Genomic DNA, 17,037 nt, shown 5'->3' with positions numbered 1-17,037 from the left:
ATCAAATATACGATTTTTTGTTACAATCTGTAATAATTTTGTACTGTGCAGAATGAAATTTGTATAGCTAAAAGAAATGAAAGTGAAATACGCAGCTGAAAAATTAGAAATAGCAAGGCAGCTTCAGGCAAAGATCAATGCGATGCAAGGCTTAGGAAAACTAAGCACCGAGCCTTTTACTACCGGTCTTTATCCATTTGCGACTGCCTTTCCCGGCAATGTTTTTTCAACGGGGGCTATACACGAATTTATCAGCTATGAATCGGCTAATGCCGCATCAACAAGCGGTTTCATTACAGCAATAATTAGTAAATTAATAAAAGACGGAGGCCTTTGCCTTTGGGTTGGCAACGGGAAAAAAGTTTTCCCCTTTGGTTTAAAACACTTTGGGCTGGAACCCGACCGTGTGGTTTTTATAAATACAGTGCGTACAAAAGATGCGCTTTGGATTATTGAAGAAGCATTGAAATGCGAAGCGCTTACAGCTGTGGTAGGTGAAATTAAAGAACTTGGTTTTACAGAATCCCGACGGTTGCAGTTAGCCGTAGAAAACAGCGGTGTAACCGGTTTTATTCACCGTCATTGCCCGCACAGAGAAAATGCAGTGGCCTGTACTACCCGATGGAAAATAAGCTCGTTACCAAGCCTTATTAATGACAATTTACCCGGAGTGGGTCATAGCACATGGGATGTGCAATTGGTAAAGATGCGTAATGGCAGACCCCATTCGTGGCAGGTAACCTGGCAGGATAAAACCTTTACCTCGCTGACCGATAAACATTTTACATTATCAATTTTTAACGAACGCCATACCGGATAATGCCAAGATACGTTTCCATATCGTTTCCTTACCTGCTCACGGAGTATGTGGCGCGCAAGCGACCCGAATTTCGAGACAAACCTTTCGTTTTGGCTTCACGTCAGCACGGACGTATGGTTATTGACGCGGTTAGCCCTGAAGCGGTTCAAAAAGGCATACGCACAGGCATGGTACTGGCCGATTGCAAAGCCATTTTTCCGGCACTGGAAATGGTTGAAACCGAACCCCGAAGAGCTGAAAAGCTATTACAGGCACTGGCTGAATGGAGCATATTTTATACGCCCTTTGCGGCGGTGGACCTGCCCGACGGGTTGATTTTAGACAGCAGCGGCTGCACGCATCTTTGGGGTGGCGAGGCTGCTTACCTTACCCATATTAAAAAGAAATTAGGCAGCTATGGCTATACTGTACAAACTGCCGTTGCCGATACCATAAGCACGGCATGGGCAGTAGCACGCTTTGGAAGCGAAGCAATGGTAAACCCGGGACAGCAGCGCGAGGCATTGAAAAACCTGCCGCCTGCCGCGCTTAGGCTGGACGCTACTATCCTGGCAAGACTGAAAAAACTAGGTATGAAGTATATTGGCAATTTTATAAATATGCCGCCATCAGTGCTACGCAGGCGCTTTGGTTCCGATCTTCCTAAAAGAATTGCACAGGCCTTAGGTCAGGAAATTGAACTCATCGTACCCGTAAAACCTGTCGAACCGTATCAGGAGCGGCTATCGAGTATGGAACCTATTGCATCGGCTACAGGTATAACGATTGCTCTTAAACAGCTGCTTGAAATACTATGTCTGCGGTTCGAAACCGAAGGCCTCGGTTTACGCCATTGTGTTTTTAAGGCGTATAGAGTTGATGGTGCCGTGCAGCAAATAGAAATTGGCACGGGGCATCCATCCCGAAATACCAGTCATTTATTCAGGCTTTTTGAGCATAAGATCGCCACGTTGGAGCCCGCGCTGGGGTTTGAGTTATTTATACTTGAGGCACCAAAGATAGAACCGGTTACACACGAACAGGCAGCCATATGGAATGCTGCTTCACAAAACGACATGAAGGTGGCCGAACTGCTGGACAGGGTAACCGCTAAAATTGGACAGGATTCTGTAAACCGGTATTTACCGGTGGAACATCACTGGCCGGAACGTTCTATAAAAAAAGCATCTCCTTTATGGGAAAAACCTGACGGTGGCTGGCGTACCGATTTGCCACGCCCCATGCACCTGCTGCCTATCCCTGAAATTATAGAAGTGAGTGCTGCCCTGCCGGATAACCCTCCAATAGTGTTTCGCTACAAGGGGACAGTATATGATATAGCCAAAGCTGATGGACCCGAACGTATTGAGCAGGAATGGTGGCTCTCTGACGGATTATATAGGGATTACTATTCAGTTGAAGATAAAAATGGTGCCCGTTATTGGGTGTTCCGTTCGGGGCCTTATGATGGCGATAAGCCCAAATGGTTTTTACACGGATTTTTTGCATGAGCTATACAGAACTACATATCACAAGCAATTTCAGTTTCCTGCGTGGGGGGTCGCATCCTCATGAACTTGTGGAACAGGCCGCAGCGTTAGGTTATACCGAAGTTGCCATTACCGATCATAACACACTGGCAGGCGTGGTACGGGCGTATTCGGCGGCAAAAAAGGTTGGTATACGGCTAATTATCGGGTGCAGGCTTGAACTTATGGATGGGCCACCCCTACTTGCCTATCCCACCGATAAAGATGCCTACGCCAGGCTTTCCGGTTTGCTTTCTACGGGAAATTTACGCGCCGAAAAAGGTCAATGCCTCCTGTATAAGAAAGAAGTTTACGAATATGCCAAAGGCATATTATTTATTGCTCTGCCCCCACTCTCGCTTAACGAAACTTTTGATTTTGACAATAGTTATAAAGATTCACTAAAAGAATATAGCGATAATTTGAGCATGGCGCTCTACTTGGGAATGAGCAGATCCTATCAGGCCAATGACAATAAACGCATGCACCGCCTTTGGCAATTATCTGAATCTTTGAATATAAAACTTGTTGCCACAAATGATGTGCACTACCACGTGCCGGAGCGCAGGCAGCTACAGGATGTACTAACCTGCATTCGCGAGAAATGCACCATACACACGGCGGGGTTTCGCCTTTACCAAAATGCCGAACGCTACCTGAAACCTGCTGATGAAATACAACGATTGTTCAGGCAATACCCCCAGGCATTAGATGCTGCCAGCGAAATAGCCGATGCCTGCCGGTTCTCGCTCGATAGTCTAAAATATATCTATCCCGAAGAAATTACTTCCGGTGGGCGAACACCGCAACAGGAACTTGTAATGCTGGCATGGCAGGGAGCCAATGAAAGGTTTGACAATAACATTCCCGAAAAAATTGCAGAGGCCATACGCTATGAGCTCGAATTTATGGAACGTAAAAATTACGCCTCCTATTTTTTAACCGTGTACGATTTTGTACGTTTTGCGAGACAACGTAACATTTTATGCCAGGGACGCGGATCGGCAGCAAACTCTGTGGTTTGTTATTGTTTGGGCATTACATCGGTAGACCCTTCTAAATTCAAGGTGCTGTTTGCCAGGTTTATGTCGGATGCCCGTGATGAGCCGCCCGATATTGACGTAGATTTTGAACATGAACGCCGTGAAGAAGTCATTCAGTATATCTATGAAAAATATGGACGGGACAGAGCTGCTATTGTGGCAACCGTTACGCAGGTACACTGGAGGGGTGCCATTCGCGATGTGGCAAAAGCCATGGGGTTATCAACCGATGCTGTTGACAGGCTGGCAGCTTCTATACAGGAATTTCGTGATGAACTTGACAACGGGCGGATTACTTCTGAGGGCTTTAACCTCGCCGATCCGCATTTGATGAAAACCCTCGAACTTACACGTGAATTTGTGGGATTCCCGCGTCAACTCGGTCAGCACACCGGTGGTTTTATCATTACACAGGATAGGCTTTCTGACTTATGCCCTGTACTAAATGCACGGATGGAAGACCGTACTAATATTGAATGGAATAAGGACGATATAGAACAATTGGGTTTTTTAAAAGTAGATGTATTGGCGTTGGGGATGCTGACCTGCATCCGTAAGGCTTTTGACCTTTGCAAACAGCATTATGGTAAGGAATATACCCTCGCAGAAATCAACAAATATGAGGATCCCGCGGTGTATGAAATGATAAGCCATGCCGATACACTGGGTGTTTTCCAGATAGAGAGCCGTGCGCAAATGTCTATGCTGCCACGGTTAAAGCCCAAGTGCTTTTATGATTTGGTAATTGAAGTAGCTATTGTACGCCCGGGGCCTATTCAGGGCGACATGGTGCACCCCTACCTGCGCCGTCGTGATGGAATTGACCCTGTAAATTACCCATCGGAAGAACTGAAGGAAATTCTAGGCCGTACTTTGGGCGTGCCGCTGTTTCAGGAACAGGCTATGGAAATTGCTATTGTAGCTGCTGGCTTTACCCCTGCCGAAGCTGATGGACTACGCCGAAGCATGGCTACTTTTAAAGCAAAGGGAAAAGTAAGCGACTGGGAAGTAAAACTTGTGAAGGGAATGATAAACAAAGGATATGAGGAAGATTTTGCCCGCCGGGTATTCCGCCAGTTAGAAGGCTTTGGTTCTTATGGTTTCCCTGAAAGCCATGCGGCAAGTTTTGCTTTGCTGGTATATGTATCATCGTACATTAAATGTTATTACCCGGATGTGTTTGCTGCGGCGTTGCTCAACAGCCTGCCTATGGGGTTTTATCAGCCTGCTCAGATTGTTATCGACGCGCAAAAGCACGGCGTAGAAGTACGCTCGGTAGACATTAATTATTCGCACTGGGATAATAAACTCGAAGAAAGATCGGGTAAATATTTTGCTTTGCGGCTTGGTTTCAGGCAAATTAAAGGTTTGTCTACCGATGATATGCAGTTATTAATGGCGGCACGGCAAAAGCCATTTAGGTCTGTTAACGCATTGCTGGACGCCGGACTAGCTATGCTTGCTTTGGAAAAACTCGCAGATGCCGATGCTTTCCGCTCTATCGGACTGGACCGCAGGCAGGCACTTTGGGAGGTATCTTCATTATCAGACAGCCCTATTGGTATGTTTAAGGGTCAGCCTTCTGAAAGTACTAGCGAGATACAGCTTGAATTACCGCTGCTAACCGATGCCGAACACGTAGTTGAAGATTATGGTACTATAGGTTTGTCATTAAAAGCCCATCCCGTAAGTTTTGTGCGCAAGCAACTGGATAGCTTCCGGGTAACAGCTACGGCAAACCTCTCCAAACTGGCAAATGGAGATTCTGTTGCTGTAGCCGGACTAATTACCGTACGACAAAGACCCGGAACAGCCAAAGGCGTGATCTTTATTACTATTGAAGATGAAACCGGTTTTGCCAACCTGGTGGTTTGGGGAAAAGTGTTTGATACCTACCGCAGGGATATCGTGCAGGCACGTTTGCTAATGGTACAGGGAAAAGTGCAAATTGAAGGTGAGGTTATCCACGTTATTGCAAATTCCTGCTATAATATGTCTTCGCTTTTACAAAATATGACAGATACTAAAGACACTGCATCAGCTTTGTCTACCCTATCACAATCTGATGAGAAAAACCCGGAAAAAGTGTTTCATAAGGGACGTAATTTCAGGTAACCGTGGCTTTAAACTTATCTATGACTAAATGCCTTTAATGAAATGACAATGCTATTATTTGACGAAAAAGATTTGTTTACCACAGGTAACGGTGCGCAAAAGAATTTTGACCTGCCTGACTTATGCCTGATGCTGCATGAAGGTTTTATATCTAAAACTGAAGCCGATTATTATTATGATATGCTATTGCATAATACGCCATGGCGAGAATACCAAATGCCCATGTATGACAAAATAGTGACCGCTCCGAGAATGATTGCCTGGTATGGCGAACAGGAAGAAGCAGGAGAAAGTGCATTGCCGTGGACGCCTGAACTTATGCAACTAAAAAAGAAAGTCGAAGAAGAGACGGGGCTTTTGTTTAATGCTGTGTTGCTGAATCTCTACCGTAATGGTAGCGACAGCGTGGCATGGCATTCGGATAAGGAACATATGATTGGCAGAAACCCTAATATTGCATCTATGACTTTCGGTCAGACAAGGCCTTTTCGTCTCAGGCATAAAATTGATAAGTCTGTTGCACAGATAGAAGTTCCTTTGCATCATGGTACATTGTTGCTTATGTCCGGCACCACTAATACTTTTTGGGAACATCAAATTCCTAAATCCGCTAAAGAAATGTTACCGAGGATCAACCTTACTTTTCGGCAAGTTCAATAAGTTAGAGTCTGTTTTGATACAATGCCATACCTTAGCAAAGAAAAACGCTTATGACAGGTACTATTTTTAAGTTAAGTAATCTAGTATTGCTGCAGCAATTGAGATCCGGGATGCCTACTACTGATAAATTTCAAAATCAAACAAAGATGTCAAATTATTATAAATACCTCACCTGTGCAATTATCATACTACTAGCATCTTCGAATGCTGACGCCCAGCACCCTTCAGGCTTTAATCAGGCTAAAAAAATATATGAAGGCCTCTGGATTAACAAACAAACGACCAGAAACCTGCAGATAGTTTTTGACAATGCACAATATGCCACAATAACAGACTGGACCGCTAAATACCAAAAACGGGAAAGCGGCGATGTTTACAAAGCCTTTATTAAAGATGGGAAACTTGTAATGCCGGAAGATAAACAGCACCATGCACCATACAGCGAAATTATAGCTAATAAAAACACAATTATCTACAAATCCAAACCTCTAATGGGAAGAAAAAGTTGGGATATATTGATTTTTACCAAGGGAAAATAGTCTGGATGAACCTTAAAACAGAGTTCTTCATTACTATAAAAATGTGCCAAACCTTTCAAAATGGCATGTATACCCATTAGGATTTTTAACCAAATAGTCCTGATGATAGCCTTCTGCAATCCAAAACTTGGTAAATGGCTCTAAAGTGGTAACAACTTTACCCGGCCATCGCTTTGATGCATCAACAATTTCGATTACATCTTTAGCCGTTTGCTCTTCCTCGTCATTTTGGATAAAAATAGCAGAACGGTAACTTGCTCCCCTGTCATTTCCCTGACGGTCGATAGTAGTTGGATCATGAACCCTGAAAAAATAATCCAACAGTTCGTTATACGTTATCACTTGCGGATCGTAAGTTATCTCAAGACCTTCTGCATGTCCTGGATGATTTTCATAAGTGGGGTTTTCATTTTGTCCTCCTAAATAACCTACCTCTGTATCCTTTACCCCAGGCAGTACTCTAAAAAGGTCTTCCATACCCCAGAAACAACCGCCTGCTATATATGTTTTTTTTAAATTTTCCATTATCGTGCTTTTACTATCTAATGTAACTGTGAAGTTTTTTACGGGTAATAAAAATACTAAATGGACAGTTCATTTTCTAATATTTATACATATTATAACGTTTCATAACCTGGTATTTAAGTTTCCCCCTTTAGAACAATCCATTGTCGTTTTCAGAATGTACTGTAATAACCTGTAATACATCCCAATGCTCTACAATCTTACCATTAATATCAAAGCGAAATATGTCAATACCGGCATAATCTGAATCGCCCGGCCAATGTTGAAAACAGTGTAGTACAACCAAATCATTTTCTGCGATAATGCGTTTGATGGTTACCCGTTTTCCAGGGTACTCTAAAGCCATGCGTTCAAAATAAGAAATAAAGCCCTCCTTACCGTCAGCTACGTGAGGATTATGCTGTATATAAGTGTCTCCGGCATATAACGAAATAGCCTCTGCAGGTTTGCAGTCATTAAACATCAACTCGTAAAACGCGACAGCAGTTTTCTTGTTTTTTTCTATATCAGTCATAGTTAATTTTAGTGTAAAGGAAATCTTATTTATAGTAGTTGTTTATACTATAATTATGTCCACTTTTTATTTTCTGGCGATGCTGCATTCCTATTTTGTCATTGCTCCTATAACTTCATCAAGTGTCTGGCTATAAGGCAAAAATTCATATTTAATACTTACCGGATATCCCCACTGAAGCTTTTTTCTTAATGAAGTCGTTAGCTTCCGATTCTTTAAGTTCACTGGAAAGCACTCTTGCCGAAACACCATTTACCTGACCTTGAATTTAAGTAAACCGCTTGTTGTATGGTTTATAAAATGTAAATATTATTTCAGTTTTATTTCTACAATTTCTCCGTCTTTTTTCACTTCTACAATTTTTGTCAAAAGTTCGCTATTATGGTTTACATAGTTTTGGTTAGTGTAATAATTGGTACGCCCACCATAATTATTATAGCCGCTACCGGTATATTGCTGGTAGGTTCCGCTTTGTGTCCAGTTTAGAACTCCCTCAATATAGTATTTCCCCGGCTTCATTTCAGGAAATGTAAATTCACCTGTACTGTTTGTTATGGCTTCAAGCCTGTAGCTTATAGCTTCCTTTGATAGAAAAGCATATTTTAATTTACGGGGGTTTTCCTTTTTCTTCAACGCTAAAAACTCATCAAAGTACGGCGTAATCGGATATAGGCTAATTTTTATCCTATCAGCGAAAAGCTTTTTCCCTGTTTTAATATTAAACCCGAGACTGCTGTTTTCAGGTCTAATAAATGCCACACCTTTAATAGTACTTTTACCTTTAGCCAGGGCAGCTGTTGCTTTCGCAATGTCAAAAGTTGTTTTTGGGGTGAGATAAATCGTGTCGTTTCTTTCAGGCTGCACATATTGCTGAGCAGCAACCGAATCCGTGCAAATAAAAATTGCTATTATAAAGCAGCCACACAGCGCTTTGTGTATTAGATTATTTTTCATAGTAAACTATATGTAAGAAATGGTAAATCTCCTTCGGAATGTCTGTATTTATTGAAACTGCCCTGACGGCTGTACGTAGGGCTGTTTCAATAGTTATTCTGCTGTATTAGTATGAATAGTCGTGTGTATAGTCGTTATCAGAAGTTACCTGAACATTGTTCTCTTCTTTCACCACTTTCCCATTAATCTCTGCTTTATAGCTGAATGTGTAACTCCTCTCCGGAGAGGTAAGAAACTGCATGCCGACACTCACAGAGGTAAGGGGTGTTACAGATTCTATAATATAGGTTTTTGTACTCCCTGTAAATTCGTTTTCACCAAGGCTCACTGCCCTCTCATTGGTTAGTGTTGTACCATTTACTTTCCAAATTGTATTTTCAGACGGATCAGATGTAGCGCTACCCACCGCTACAAAAGATAGGTAATCACTATCGGCAGCGCCATTAACGGTAATTGTAAGTTTAACATTTTTTCCGTTTGTTGGATTTGTAGTACTCCCACCGTCATCATCACTACAAGAGGTAAATATACCCATAGCGATAGTGCAAACGATAAGTGCCATTTTTCTGAATCCTGTTTTTGTTCTCAATTGGTTTTTCATGATTTTAAATTTAAATTAATTTTTCTTTTACCTGCAATTCGATGTAAAAGCCGCACAGGCTGTAGGATGTTGTTACCTTTAGTCTCCATCGCTGCTTTACAAATCAAAGGTCAAAATTTATTCTACAGTATTCAATACCTGTAATCAGGTAAAAACATCTACCTGTTTCCGGGTATTTTTTTTTAGGAAAGGATATGGTACTTTTAAGCAAATTTTTATCAATGCTTAAAATTGTTCGATACAGTATAGCCGTATTTGTAGTAGTATTTTTTATACCCCCCCGAGCCGCTGCGCAGCAACTTCTGCCTATAGGGCAAAAAGCGTATGCAGACAGCCTAAGTATTGTAGTTCGCTCAAAGGTTTCTGACAGCCTTAAAGCAGGCGCTTATTACCTGCTTTCAGACTACTATCGCGCTACAGACAGTGTTAAAAGCAAATATTATCTCTTACAAGGAAAAACCAGTGCTAAAAATTATCCCTATTTAAGAGCAGCCTATAATTTCTACCAGGGGCAATACTATAGTACAAGGAGCAAGGCTAAAGCTGCCCAGTCCTTTCAAATGGCTCAAAAGCAACTTGCTGCATTTAAAGGTAAAGATGCCTTGCTAATGCAGGCGGCAGCATGGTATAATTATGCCATCGCCCTCAAAGACAGTAAAGGGTATCCTTACGTAATGGAAGTACTTACAAAACAGGCAATACCACTGGCCAGGCAATCAGGCAATGTCGAAAAACTAGCGCATTACTACTCTCAGTTCGGTACGATACTAATGTACAATGCCCAGTTTGACAAAGCGGCATTGTACAATAAAAAGGCAATTGATTTGCTTGAAAAAGATGTACCGCGATCCCCTACCCTTCTGCTGGCTTACATAGCGGCTGCCAACAATTTTATTTATGCGGGTAAAAAAGAACCGGCCAGGGAGATGCTGGATGCAGCAAAAAGAATACTCTTACTATCGCCTGATTGTGTCAGCTATCCCATGTACTATTTATGTGAAGCGCAGTATAACATTTATATAGAGAATTTCGACGGGGCAATCAAGAGCGCAAAATCGGGTATTGGCCTTGCCAAAAGCCTCAACCAACCCGATATTTTGCAATTGCTATATTTTAGAAATTACGAGTCGTTATTACACCTCCAACGCTATAAACAGGCAAAAATGCAACTTATTGCTATTTTGAACGAAGGTATCTTTACCAGGGATGTAAATAATCGTAAAACCATATTTGCACAACTTGTCAGTATAAATGAGTTGTTAGCAGATAAAAGTGAAGCCTACAAATGGCTGAAAAAATACAGTGCGCTAAGTGACAGCCTATCTGACAGCAGGCTAAAAGAAACAGTGAACGCCCTTGAGGCGAAATACCAAAATTCGGAAAACCAAAATCAGATCGTACAGTTAAAAACACAGAAAGTGCAGCAGGACCTGGAGGTTACTGAACAAAAAAATTACGTATTTGCTCTAGCCGGTATAAGCCTGCTTTTTTTCAGCATTGCACTGTTTTCTTACCTGTACTATCGCAGTAATAAAAAACTGATCCTTCAAAAAGAGCTAAACCACAAACAGGAAATTGAGACCAGACAGCAAGAAGAAAAACTAAAAATCACCAGGGCGATACTGGAAGGAGAAGAAAAAGAAAGGGAACGTATCGCAAAAGAACTTCATGATGGGCTTGGTGGGATGCTTGCCGGCGTAAAAATTAATCTATCAGGTTGGGCATCAAAACAACTGGCACAAGAACAGAGGTTCGAGTTTGATACTATAGTTCTTCAATTAGACCGGTCTGTAAGTGAATTACGAGGGGTAGCCCGGAACCTTATGCCTGAATCGCTGCTGAAATTTGGGCTTGAAACCGCCTTAAAGGATCTTTGCGAGTTTTTCATGAACGACAATCTTGATATTGACCTTCAAACCTATTCTATAGCAGAGGATCTTTCACGCTCCGCACAACTGAATATCTATAGGATCGTACAGGAATTACTTTCCAATGCCATTAAGCATGCCAAGGCAAGCACTATATTATTGCAATGTTCGCAGGATGCAGCTGCATTTTATATCACTATCGAAGATAACGGCATTGGGTTTGCAGTGGAAGATTTATCAAATCGCGCAGGTATGGGCATCAGTAACATTCATAACAGGGTGGAATACCTTGGTGGCATGGTAGAAATTGATTCTAAAATTGGTGAGGGCACAACGGTTAACATTGAATTGAAATTACATGGAAAATAAAACGATTACAATCGCTGTAGTTGATGACCATCCGATAGTCATTGCAGGATTAAAGCAATTGCTTTCCGGAGTTAAGGGGTTGCATATTGCAGGCTGTTTTATTGATGGAAACGGGATACTCTCCTTTGTGAAGACAAATTTTGTTGATGTAATATTACTGGACATTACTCTTCCCGATTGCAATGGCATTGAACTGTGCAGTGCCATTAAAATGGCATCTCCTTCTACATCGGTGCTAATGCTCAGTAACCGCTCAGAGCGAAGTATGGTTATGCAATCCCTGCAAAACGGTGCAAGCGGCTACCTTTTAAAAAATGCATCACTCGAAGAGCTTACTAATTGCATTACCGAGGTAATTACCGGAAATATCGTTTTTTGCAATGAAATTAAAATGATCATTGGCAAGCCGGATAGCAGGAATACCCCGGAAATACCAAAACTTACCAAACGCGAGAGCGAGGTGTTACGGATGATGGCCGATGGTAAAACTACCCCTATTATTGCCGGCGAACTCTGCCTTAGCCCACTGACAATTGAGACACACCGTAAAAATATAATGCAGAAGTTCCAGGCTAAAAATGTGGCGGAGCTCATACTACTAGCTGCCCAACATCATATTCTCTAATTTATTGCAAAATGCATTGACCAATTACTCCGATTCTGTCGCATTTTTTTTAAAATCAAGGAAATTTTAGCACTACAACTTTATACTGTCAGGTTACAGGATGATTTGAACACAGTTGTACCAGGATTAATCATCCTACTTTTTAAATGTGTCAGATCTACATACGAATGCATAATTGCGTCGTCGGCATCTTTAACAGTATTGTAAGCAGAGTTATTAGGACTACGGATTTGTCCAGAATTATAGCTAAAACCTTCTCTGTTCAGCTGTTAACGTGTCTCCCTCTCAAATTAAATGTTTTACAATAGCAACCTGCAGGCAAATCATATGTATCCTTTTTTACCGATTGTGTAGGAATTCAATATCTATGATCAGTCCATTTTCATTCCTAATCAACAGCTTAGCATCCAAATCTGTACTAAAACCTTGTATCAGCTTCATACCTAATGATTTAAATTTAAAATCGTTTAAATCTTCTGAAATTCCGACACCGTTATCCATAACCGACATCTTCAAATAGTTTTCATTAATATATTTAAAAGATAATGAGATCAAACCCATTTTCTTATTAACAAATGCATGTTTGATAGAGTTGGTAATGGCCTCGTTAAGTATCAGCCCTAACGGAACTGCCTGAGAAGTATTTAACTCGATAGCCTCTATATCTACACTAAATTGAATCCTTCGGCCCATATCGAATGTGCTTTCGAAATACTCCACCAATTCCTTTATATAAACAGCCATGTTTACCGACATGGGATTCTCTGACTGATAGAGCTTTTTATGGATTAGTGACATCGAATATATTCTGTTTTGGCTCTCTCTCATAGCATATATAACTGCCGGATCTTTGAGGTGATGGGACTGTACTTTTAGCAGACTAATTACCATTTGGAGATTGTTCTTTACGCGGTGGTGTATTTCTTTCAGTAACCATTCTTTTTCAACAACTAATTTTTGGAGAGTCATATTTTTATGATTGATCTCTTCTTTCTGAGACTGTAGTATACGATTTGTTTTATATTTGATTCTGTATCCGGCAAGCAATAAAATAATTATAATAAGGAACAATACCATACTTGCAAAACTGATATTTTTTAAAAGGTTTGCCTCAGATAATTTGCTTTTTTGAAGTTCACTCTGTTTCCTCAGCAGCGTGTTTTGCTGTTCTTTAACTAAAAGGTTTTTGTCTTTTTTTTCTGTTTCAAATTTAATTTGCAACTCTGCAATTTGCTTGTTTTTCTCTTCGCTAAAAAGTGAATCTTTGTATGCTTCATGTAACTTGTATTCGTTAATTGCCGATAAAAATTTAGACTCAATCGAATCAAGCCGGAATAACATTAGGTGTATTTCCTGGAGCTTTTTCTTGTCCTTGTTTTTTTCGCTTATCTTTTTATAATGTGCCACATAATTACGTGCTTCGTTATATTGGGATGATTTGATTTGATAGCTGATAATTGCAGGATATAATATTACATTGAGGTTATTTCCTGATTCCCTCTTTTTTACTTTCTTGATCGCCTCATTGTAATATTTATTGGCAGATTTAAAATCAGACACTTCTGTGTAGACCCTAAGCGCTCTGGCTATTAGCAATGTGCGGGACGATTCGTCCATTTCGTCGATTTCCTTTTCCAATTTTTTAAGGTAGAATATGGCTTCCTTATTCTTGTTTAGATGGATGAATGTTTGGATAATATTGGTAAGTATCATAGTGTTTAATTCCCTCTCTTTAAACCTGCTTGAGATGCCGTAGGCTTTTTGGAAATACTCATTTGATCTTTTTATATCCCGTAATTGGTTGTAGGTAATTGCAACATAGTTATAAATTTCGGCAGTCAAAACAGAATTGTCATGGTTATCTTCTACTAGTTTAACAGCATGAAGGCTATTTTCTAAGGACTCTTTATAGATACCCATTTGTAAGTAAGCCATACCTAAAAGCGAATATACACGCTGGGTTTTCTTGTAATTGCATTCTTGATAAAGCGCCAGGCTTGATTCCAAATCTATTTTTGCAGCTTCCATATTTCCCAGCCCCATCTTTAAGTAGGCAATCTCAACCAACGCCTGCGCCTGTTCTAATTTTTTTCCTGATTGTTTATATAATGTATATGCCTTTTCTGCGAGTACAATACTTAAATTTATATCCTCTTGAGTGCCTCTTGCGCTTACAAGAGCCATATAAGACCTGGCTATGTCACTCTTGTCTTTTAGTTCCGAAAATACATCCACCGCTTGCTGTGCATATTGTATGGCCTTATTCGACAAGCCTATCTTAGTGTAAATTTTACTATTTAGAAGGTGTGATTCTCCAATCCCCCTTTTGTAATTCATAGCTTTGCTAACACTTGCCAGTCTTTTTGTATAATAGAAAGCACTATCGATCGACTTGTAATAAATATATTGATTGGATATCGAGTAATGATATTCTCCCAATTCTAATAACGCTTTAAATTTTTGGTGGAAATTCTTCGCATTTAATAAGTTTTGGTGGATTTTAAATTCGATGGCCTGTTTACTACTATTTTGAGCCCGGATTGGAGAATTGATAAAAATGAAGGATATAAAAATCAGGATAATTTTACGCATCTGATAATTTGGAATTAGGCAACGAATAGTTAATATTATAGGCAAATCAATGGCAAGTAATAACAATAAAATTATAGCATTTAAATTAAAAAAAAGACGTTTGTTTAAACAAAGATTTAAGTGCTGTAGCTCTAATTTGCCCACTTTTATATAAAAAAAGTAAAGTCTCTATAGTTATTAAGGTTTTTAATTTTAGACTTTTATCGGTTGCTGGCAGTTTAGGTTGTGTTGCATGCATATGTGAAAAAATCGAAGAATGAACTTTATACCCGTTATCTAACTGACTCTAAATTTTTAGGTAAAGAGCGTTGCAGCGTATAAACCATAAACTTTGCGCACTAATTTTCAGGAATGTAATTATATTTAATATGGCAGGCTATCCGATTCAGTTTCCTGGCTGCTAAGATATTTGCTTTTAAACCCAAAAGGAGTTTCGCCGGTTTTTATAAAGAAAAAGCGGCTAAAATAAGCCGGATCTTCATAGCCTAAATCATACGCGATTTCTTTGGCACTTTTAGAGGTATGAACTAAAAGCCTCTTAGCCTCCAATATAATGCGTCTCTTAATGATCTCGTTAGGCTGAGGTAGGTTCATCCGCTTAAATTTGTGAGTTAAAGTCTTTGGAGCGATAGCTAAAATATCTGCATAGTCTGCAACGTTGTGCTTTTCCTTATAATTTGCTTCAACCAACTGCGTAAAACGTCTGAAAAACTCAATATCTTTATTTTGCTGAGCCATAACGCTATCAAAGTGCTGTAATTTCCATAACCTTGTAGATTTAATAAAAATTTGTTTAAGATAGGTACGAAGCATTTCTTCTTGAGAGCAATCTTTCTGGCTAAATTCGTTTTCGATCTGAATAAATAAATTATCAATAAATGCAGCCTCCAGTTGAGGCACTGTGGTCATTGGCATATTATGAATATTGTTATACAGCAGTCCGTCACATGCTACCTCATCATCATGAATCTGTATACAATAAAAATCCTGGTTATAAAATAAAAGGTGCCCGGGTTCATCAGATAACTCCTCAATATTCAGCACCTGATTTGGGCTTATAAAAAAAAGTGAAGAGCAGACTGTAACATACATTTTAAAATCAACTTTAACCTTACAGTCTTTAGCGAGATACAACACTTTTATATATGATTTGTAAGAATCAGAGTTTATAACCTCCACGCTTTCCCTATCTACCTGCACCATACCTATTTTTTTTAGGCTTACATCAAAAATATGTTGTTTCATTGTAACTGTTGTATTAAAACCGGCCTTTATAAAAGACCGGTTATGTAATGTAGTGTTTAGATTAAACTGATAGGGTGCCGAAAAAGTAATTTAGCTTTTTGCAAACTTTTCAAGTTCAGTATTGAATTTTTCCATTTCTTCTATAAATAAAGCATGTCCACTTTTTTCAAACTTCACGATATAGGAGTTTTTAATTCCTTTTTGAAGCTGTTCTGCGAATACAAAATCACATAATTTATCTTTTGTTCCGTGGAAGATAGCTACAGGCACCTTAATTTTTGATAATGCCGGACGAAGATCAAGATCTCTTAAGGCAATTATGGCTTGTGTAGTTGCATAAGGAGAAGCATCAGCGTTTATACTTGCTAACCACTGTGTCATTGCCGGTGAAATTGAATTTTCTGAAGCTCCAAAAGCTTTGCCAAAATCTTCGATTAGCTGTTGTCTGTTGGTTCTTGTAGTTTGAATTAATCCAGCTGAAGCCTCATCCGTAGCGCCGTAAGGAAAATCTTCACGCTGCTTCCATGATGGTGCAGCAGCTCCAAAAAGCGCAAGTTTACTTACGTGTGCACCATTATATTTTGCCATGTAATGTATTACAACTGCTCCACCCATAGAAAAGCCGCCGAGTACAGCGTTATTAATTTTTAATTTTTCCAATACAACCTTTATATCGTCCGAGAAGACATCAAAATCATATTTACCGTATGGCCTGTCAGATTTTCCAAATCCTCTTAGTGATATACCTATTACCCGGAAGCCCTTTTGTACAAAATACTGATATTGATATTCATACATGGCATCATTTAAAGGCCATCCGTGTATAAGTACAATAGGTTGGCCTTCACCAAGATCAGTAACATGAAGTTTAACGTTGGGTTCAACCTCAATATACTCTATTCTTCCAGCAGATGCAGCAGTTCTCTTTGACTGTGCGAATGCTGCTTGGTTTATTATAAGTATACATAAAAGGCTCAATGTTGAAATAAGTGTTTTCATTTTGTTTTCTAATTATTGTTAATATTGATATGATTTATTTACACTGCAAAGATGAGCAGA

At 39.9% G+C, this 17,037-nt stretch carries 14 protein-coding genes; 7 read left to right on the top strand and 7 right to left on the bottom strand.

Translation table 11 applies throughout. From position 1 onward, the window contains the following. The first annotated feature begins 76 nt into the window (after positions 1–76). From ALW18_17205 to ALW18_17185, 5 genes are read left to right on the top strand one after another with little or no spacing between them, the layout of a single operon-like run. Complete coding sequence (locus ALW18_17205) at positions 77–820, top strand: Error-prone repair protein ImuA (GenBank protein ID AOE54091.1); 744 nt, start codon at positions 77–79, stop codon at positions 818–820. Then, on the top strand, positions 820–2,310 hold the full coding sequence (locus tag ALW18_17200; GenBank protein ID AOE54090.1) for a nucleotidyltransferase: 1,491 nt from the start codon (positions 820–822) through the stop codon (positions 2,308–2,310). The genes ALW18_17205 and ALW18_17200 overlap by 1 nt, the downstream gene beginning before the upstream one ends. Next, on the top strand, positions 2,307–5,486 hold the full coding sequence (locus ALW18_17195) for a DNA polymerase (protein AOE54089.1): 3,180 nt from the start codon (positions 2,307–2,309) through the stop codon (positions 5,484–5,486). Before ALW18_17200 ends, ALW18_17195 begins: the two co-directional genes overlap by 4 nt. Before the next feature lie 48 nt (positions 5,487–5,534). After that, positions 5,535–6,146: a 2OG-Fe(II) oxygenase gene (locus tag ALW18_17190; protein AOE54466.1), complete on the top strand. Its 612-nt coding sequence runs from the start codon at positions 5,535–5,537 to the stop codon at positions 6,144–6,146. Positions 6,147–6,196: 50 nt separating this feature from the next. After that, on the top strand, positions 6,197–6,685 hold the full coding sequence (locus tag ALW18_17185; GenBank protein AOE54088.1) for a hypothetical protein: 489 nt from the start codon (positions 6,197–6,199) through the stop codon (positions 6,683–6,685). Positions 6,686–6,718: 33 nt separating this feature from the next. On the opposite strand, the gene ALW18_17180 is transcribed toward ALW18_17185, so the two are convergent. The 4 genes from ALW18_17180 to ALW18_17165 form a co-directional block, all read right to left on the bottom strand. Further along, a complete protein-coding gene (locus tag ALW18_17180) occupies positions 6,719–7,210 on the bottom strand; it encodes a methionine sulfoxide reductase A (GenBank protein ID AOE54087.1) in 492 nt (163 codons plus the stop codon). Positions 7,211–7,340: 130 nt separating this feature from the next. Further along, entirely contained in the window at positions 7,341–7,724 is a 384-nt protein-coding gene (locus tag ALW18_17175) for a hypothetical protein (protein AOE54086.1), read from the bottom strand. A 309-nt stretch (positions 7,725–8,033) separates the two neighbouring features. Beyond that, positions 8,034–8,588, bottom strand: a complete 555-nt coding sequence (locus ALW18_17170; protein ID AOE54465.1) for a hypothetical protein — start codon at positions 8,586–8,588, stop codon at positions 8,034–8,036. 196 nt (positions 8,589–8,784) lie between these two features. Next, the gene (locus ALW18_17165; GenBank protein ID AOE54464.1) at positions 8,785–9,213 is read right to left on the bottom strand and encodes a hypothetical protein; all 429 of its coding nucleotides are present in this window, start codon (positions 9,211–9,213) and stop codon (positions 8,785–8,787) included. Positions 9,214–9,473: 260 nt separating this feature from the next. Here ALW18_17165 and ALW18_17160 point away from each other — a divergent pair, with 260 nt between their 5' ends. After that, positions 9,474–11,516, top strand: a complete 2,043-nt coding sequence (locus ALW18_17160; GenBank protein AOE54085.1) for a hypothetical protein — start codon at positions 9,474–9,476, stop codon at positions 11,514–11,516. Then, entirely contained in the window at positions 11,506–12,141 is a 636-nt protein-coding gene (locus tag ALW18_17155) for a LuxR family transcriptional regulator (protein ID AOE54084.1), read from the top strand. The genes ALW18_17160 and ALW18_17155 overlap by 11 nt, the downstream gene beginning before the upstream one ends. A gap of 339 nt (positions 12,142–12,480) precedes the next feature. Here ALW18_17155 and ALW18_17150 read toward each other — a convergent pair whose 3' ends face one another. The 3 genes from ALW18_17150 to ALW18_17140 form a co-directional block, all read right to left on the bottom strand. Next, entirely contained in the window at positions 12,481–14,877 is a 2,397-nt protein-coding gene (locus tag ALW18_17150; protein ID AOE54083.1) for a hypothetical protein, read from the bottom strand. Between the two features lie 219 nt (positions 14,878–15,096). Next, positions 15,097–15,978, bottom strand: a complete 882-nt coding sequence (locus tag ALW18_17145) for an AraC family transcriptional regulator (GenBank protein ID AOE54082.1) — start codon at positions 15,976–15,978, stop codon at positions 15,097–15,099. 90 nt (positions 15,979–16,068) lie between these two features. Further along, a complete protein-coding gene (locus ALW18_17140; GenBank protein AOE54081.1) occupies positions 16,069–16,977 on the bottom strand; it encodes an alpha/beta hydrolase in 909 nt (302 codons plus the stop codon). Between the last annotated feature and the right edge of the window lie 60 nt (positions 16,978–17,037).

The organism is Flavobacterium psychrophilum (assembly GCA_001708385.1).
Lineage (GTDB): Bacteria > Bacteroidota > Bacteroidia > Flavobacteriales > Flavobacteriaceae > Flavobacterium > Flavobacterium psychrophilum_A.
This window is presented reverse-complemented; position numbering and strand designations above follow the sequence as displayed.

Excerpts from the sequence above, each read along its gene's own strand:
- ALW18_17205 (AOE54091.1), top strand. The coding sequence starts at position 77 with ATGAAAGTGAAATACGCAGCTGAAAAATTAGAAATAGCAAGGCAGCTT.
- ALW18_17200 (AOE54090.1), top strand. The coding sequence starts at position 820 with ATGCCAAGATACGTTTCCATATCGTTTCCTTACCTGCTCACGGAGTAT.
- ALW18_17195 (AOE54089.1), top strand. The coding sequence starts at position 2,307 with ATGAGCTATACAGAACTACATATCACAAGCAATTTCAGTTTCCTGCGT.
- ALW18_17190 (AOE54466.1), top strand. The coding sequence starts at position 5,535 with ATGCTATTATTTGACGAAAAAGATTTGTTTACCACAGGTAACGGTGCG.
- ALW18_17185 (AOE54088.1), top strand. The coding sequence starts at position 6,197 with ATGACAGGTACTATTTTTAAGTTAAGTAATCTAGTATTGCTGCAGCAA.
- ALW18_17180 (AOE54087.1), bottom strand. The coding sequence starts at position 7,210 with ATGGAAAATTTAAAAAAAACATATATAGCAGGCGGTTGTTTCTGGGGT.
- ALW18_17175 (AOE54086.1), bottom strand. The coding sequence starts at position 7,724 with ATGACTGATATAGAAAAAAACAAGAAAACTGCTGTCGCGTTTTACGAG.
- ALW18_17165 (AOE54464.1), bottom strand. The coding sequence starts at position 9,213 with ATGGGTATATTTACCTCTTGTAGTGATGATGACGGTGGGAGTACTACA.
- ALW18_17160 (AOE54085.1), top strand. The coding sequence starts at position 9,474 with ATGGTACTTTTAAGCAAATTTTTATCAATGCTTAAAATTGTTCGATAC.
- ALW18_17155 (AOE54084.1), top strand. The coding sequence starts at position 11,506 with ATGGAAAATAAAACGATTACAATCGCTGTAGTTGATGACCATCCGATA.
- ALW18_17145 (AOE54082.1), bottom strand. The coding sequence starts at position 15,978 with ATGAAACAACATATTTTTGATGTAAGCCTAAAAAAAATAGGTATGGTG.
- ALW18_17140 (AOE54081.1), bottom strand. The coding sequence starts at position 16,977 with ATGAAAACACTTATTTCAACATTGAGCCTTTTATGTATACTTATAATA.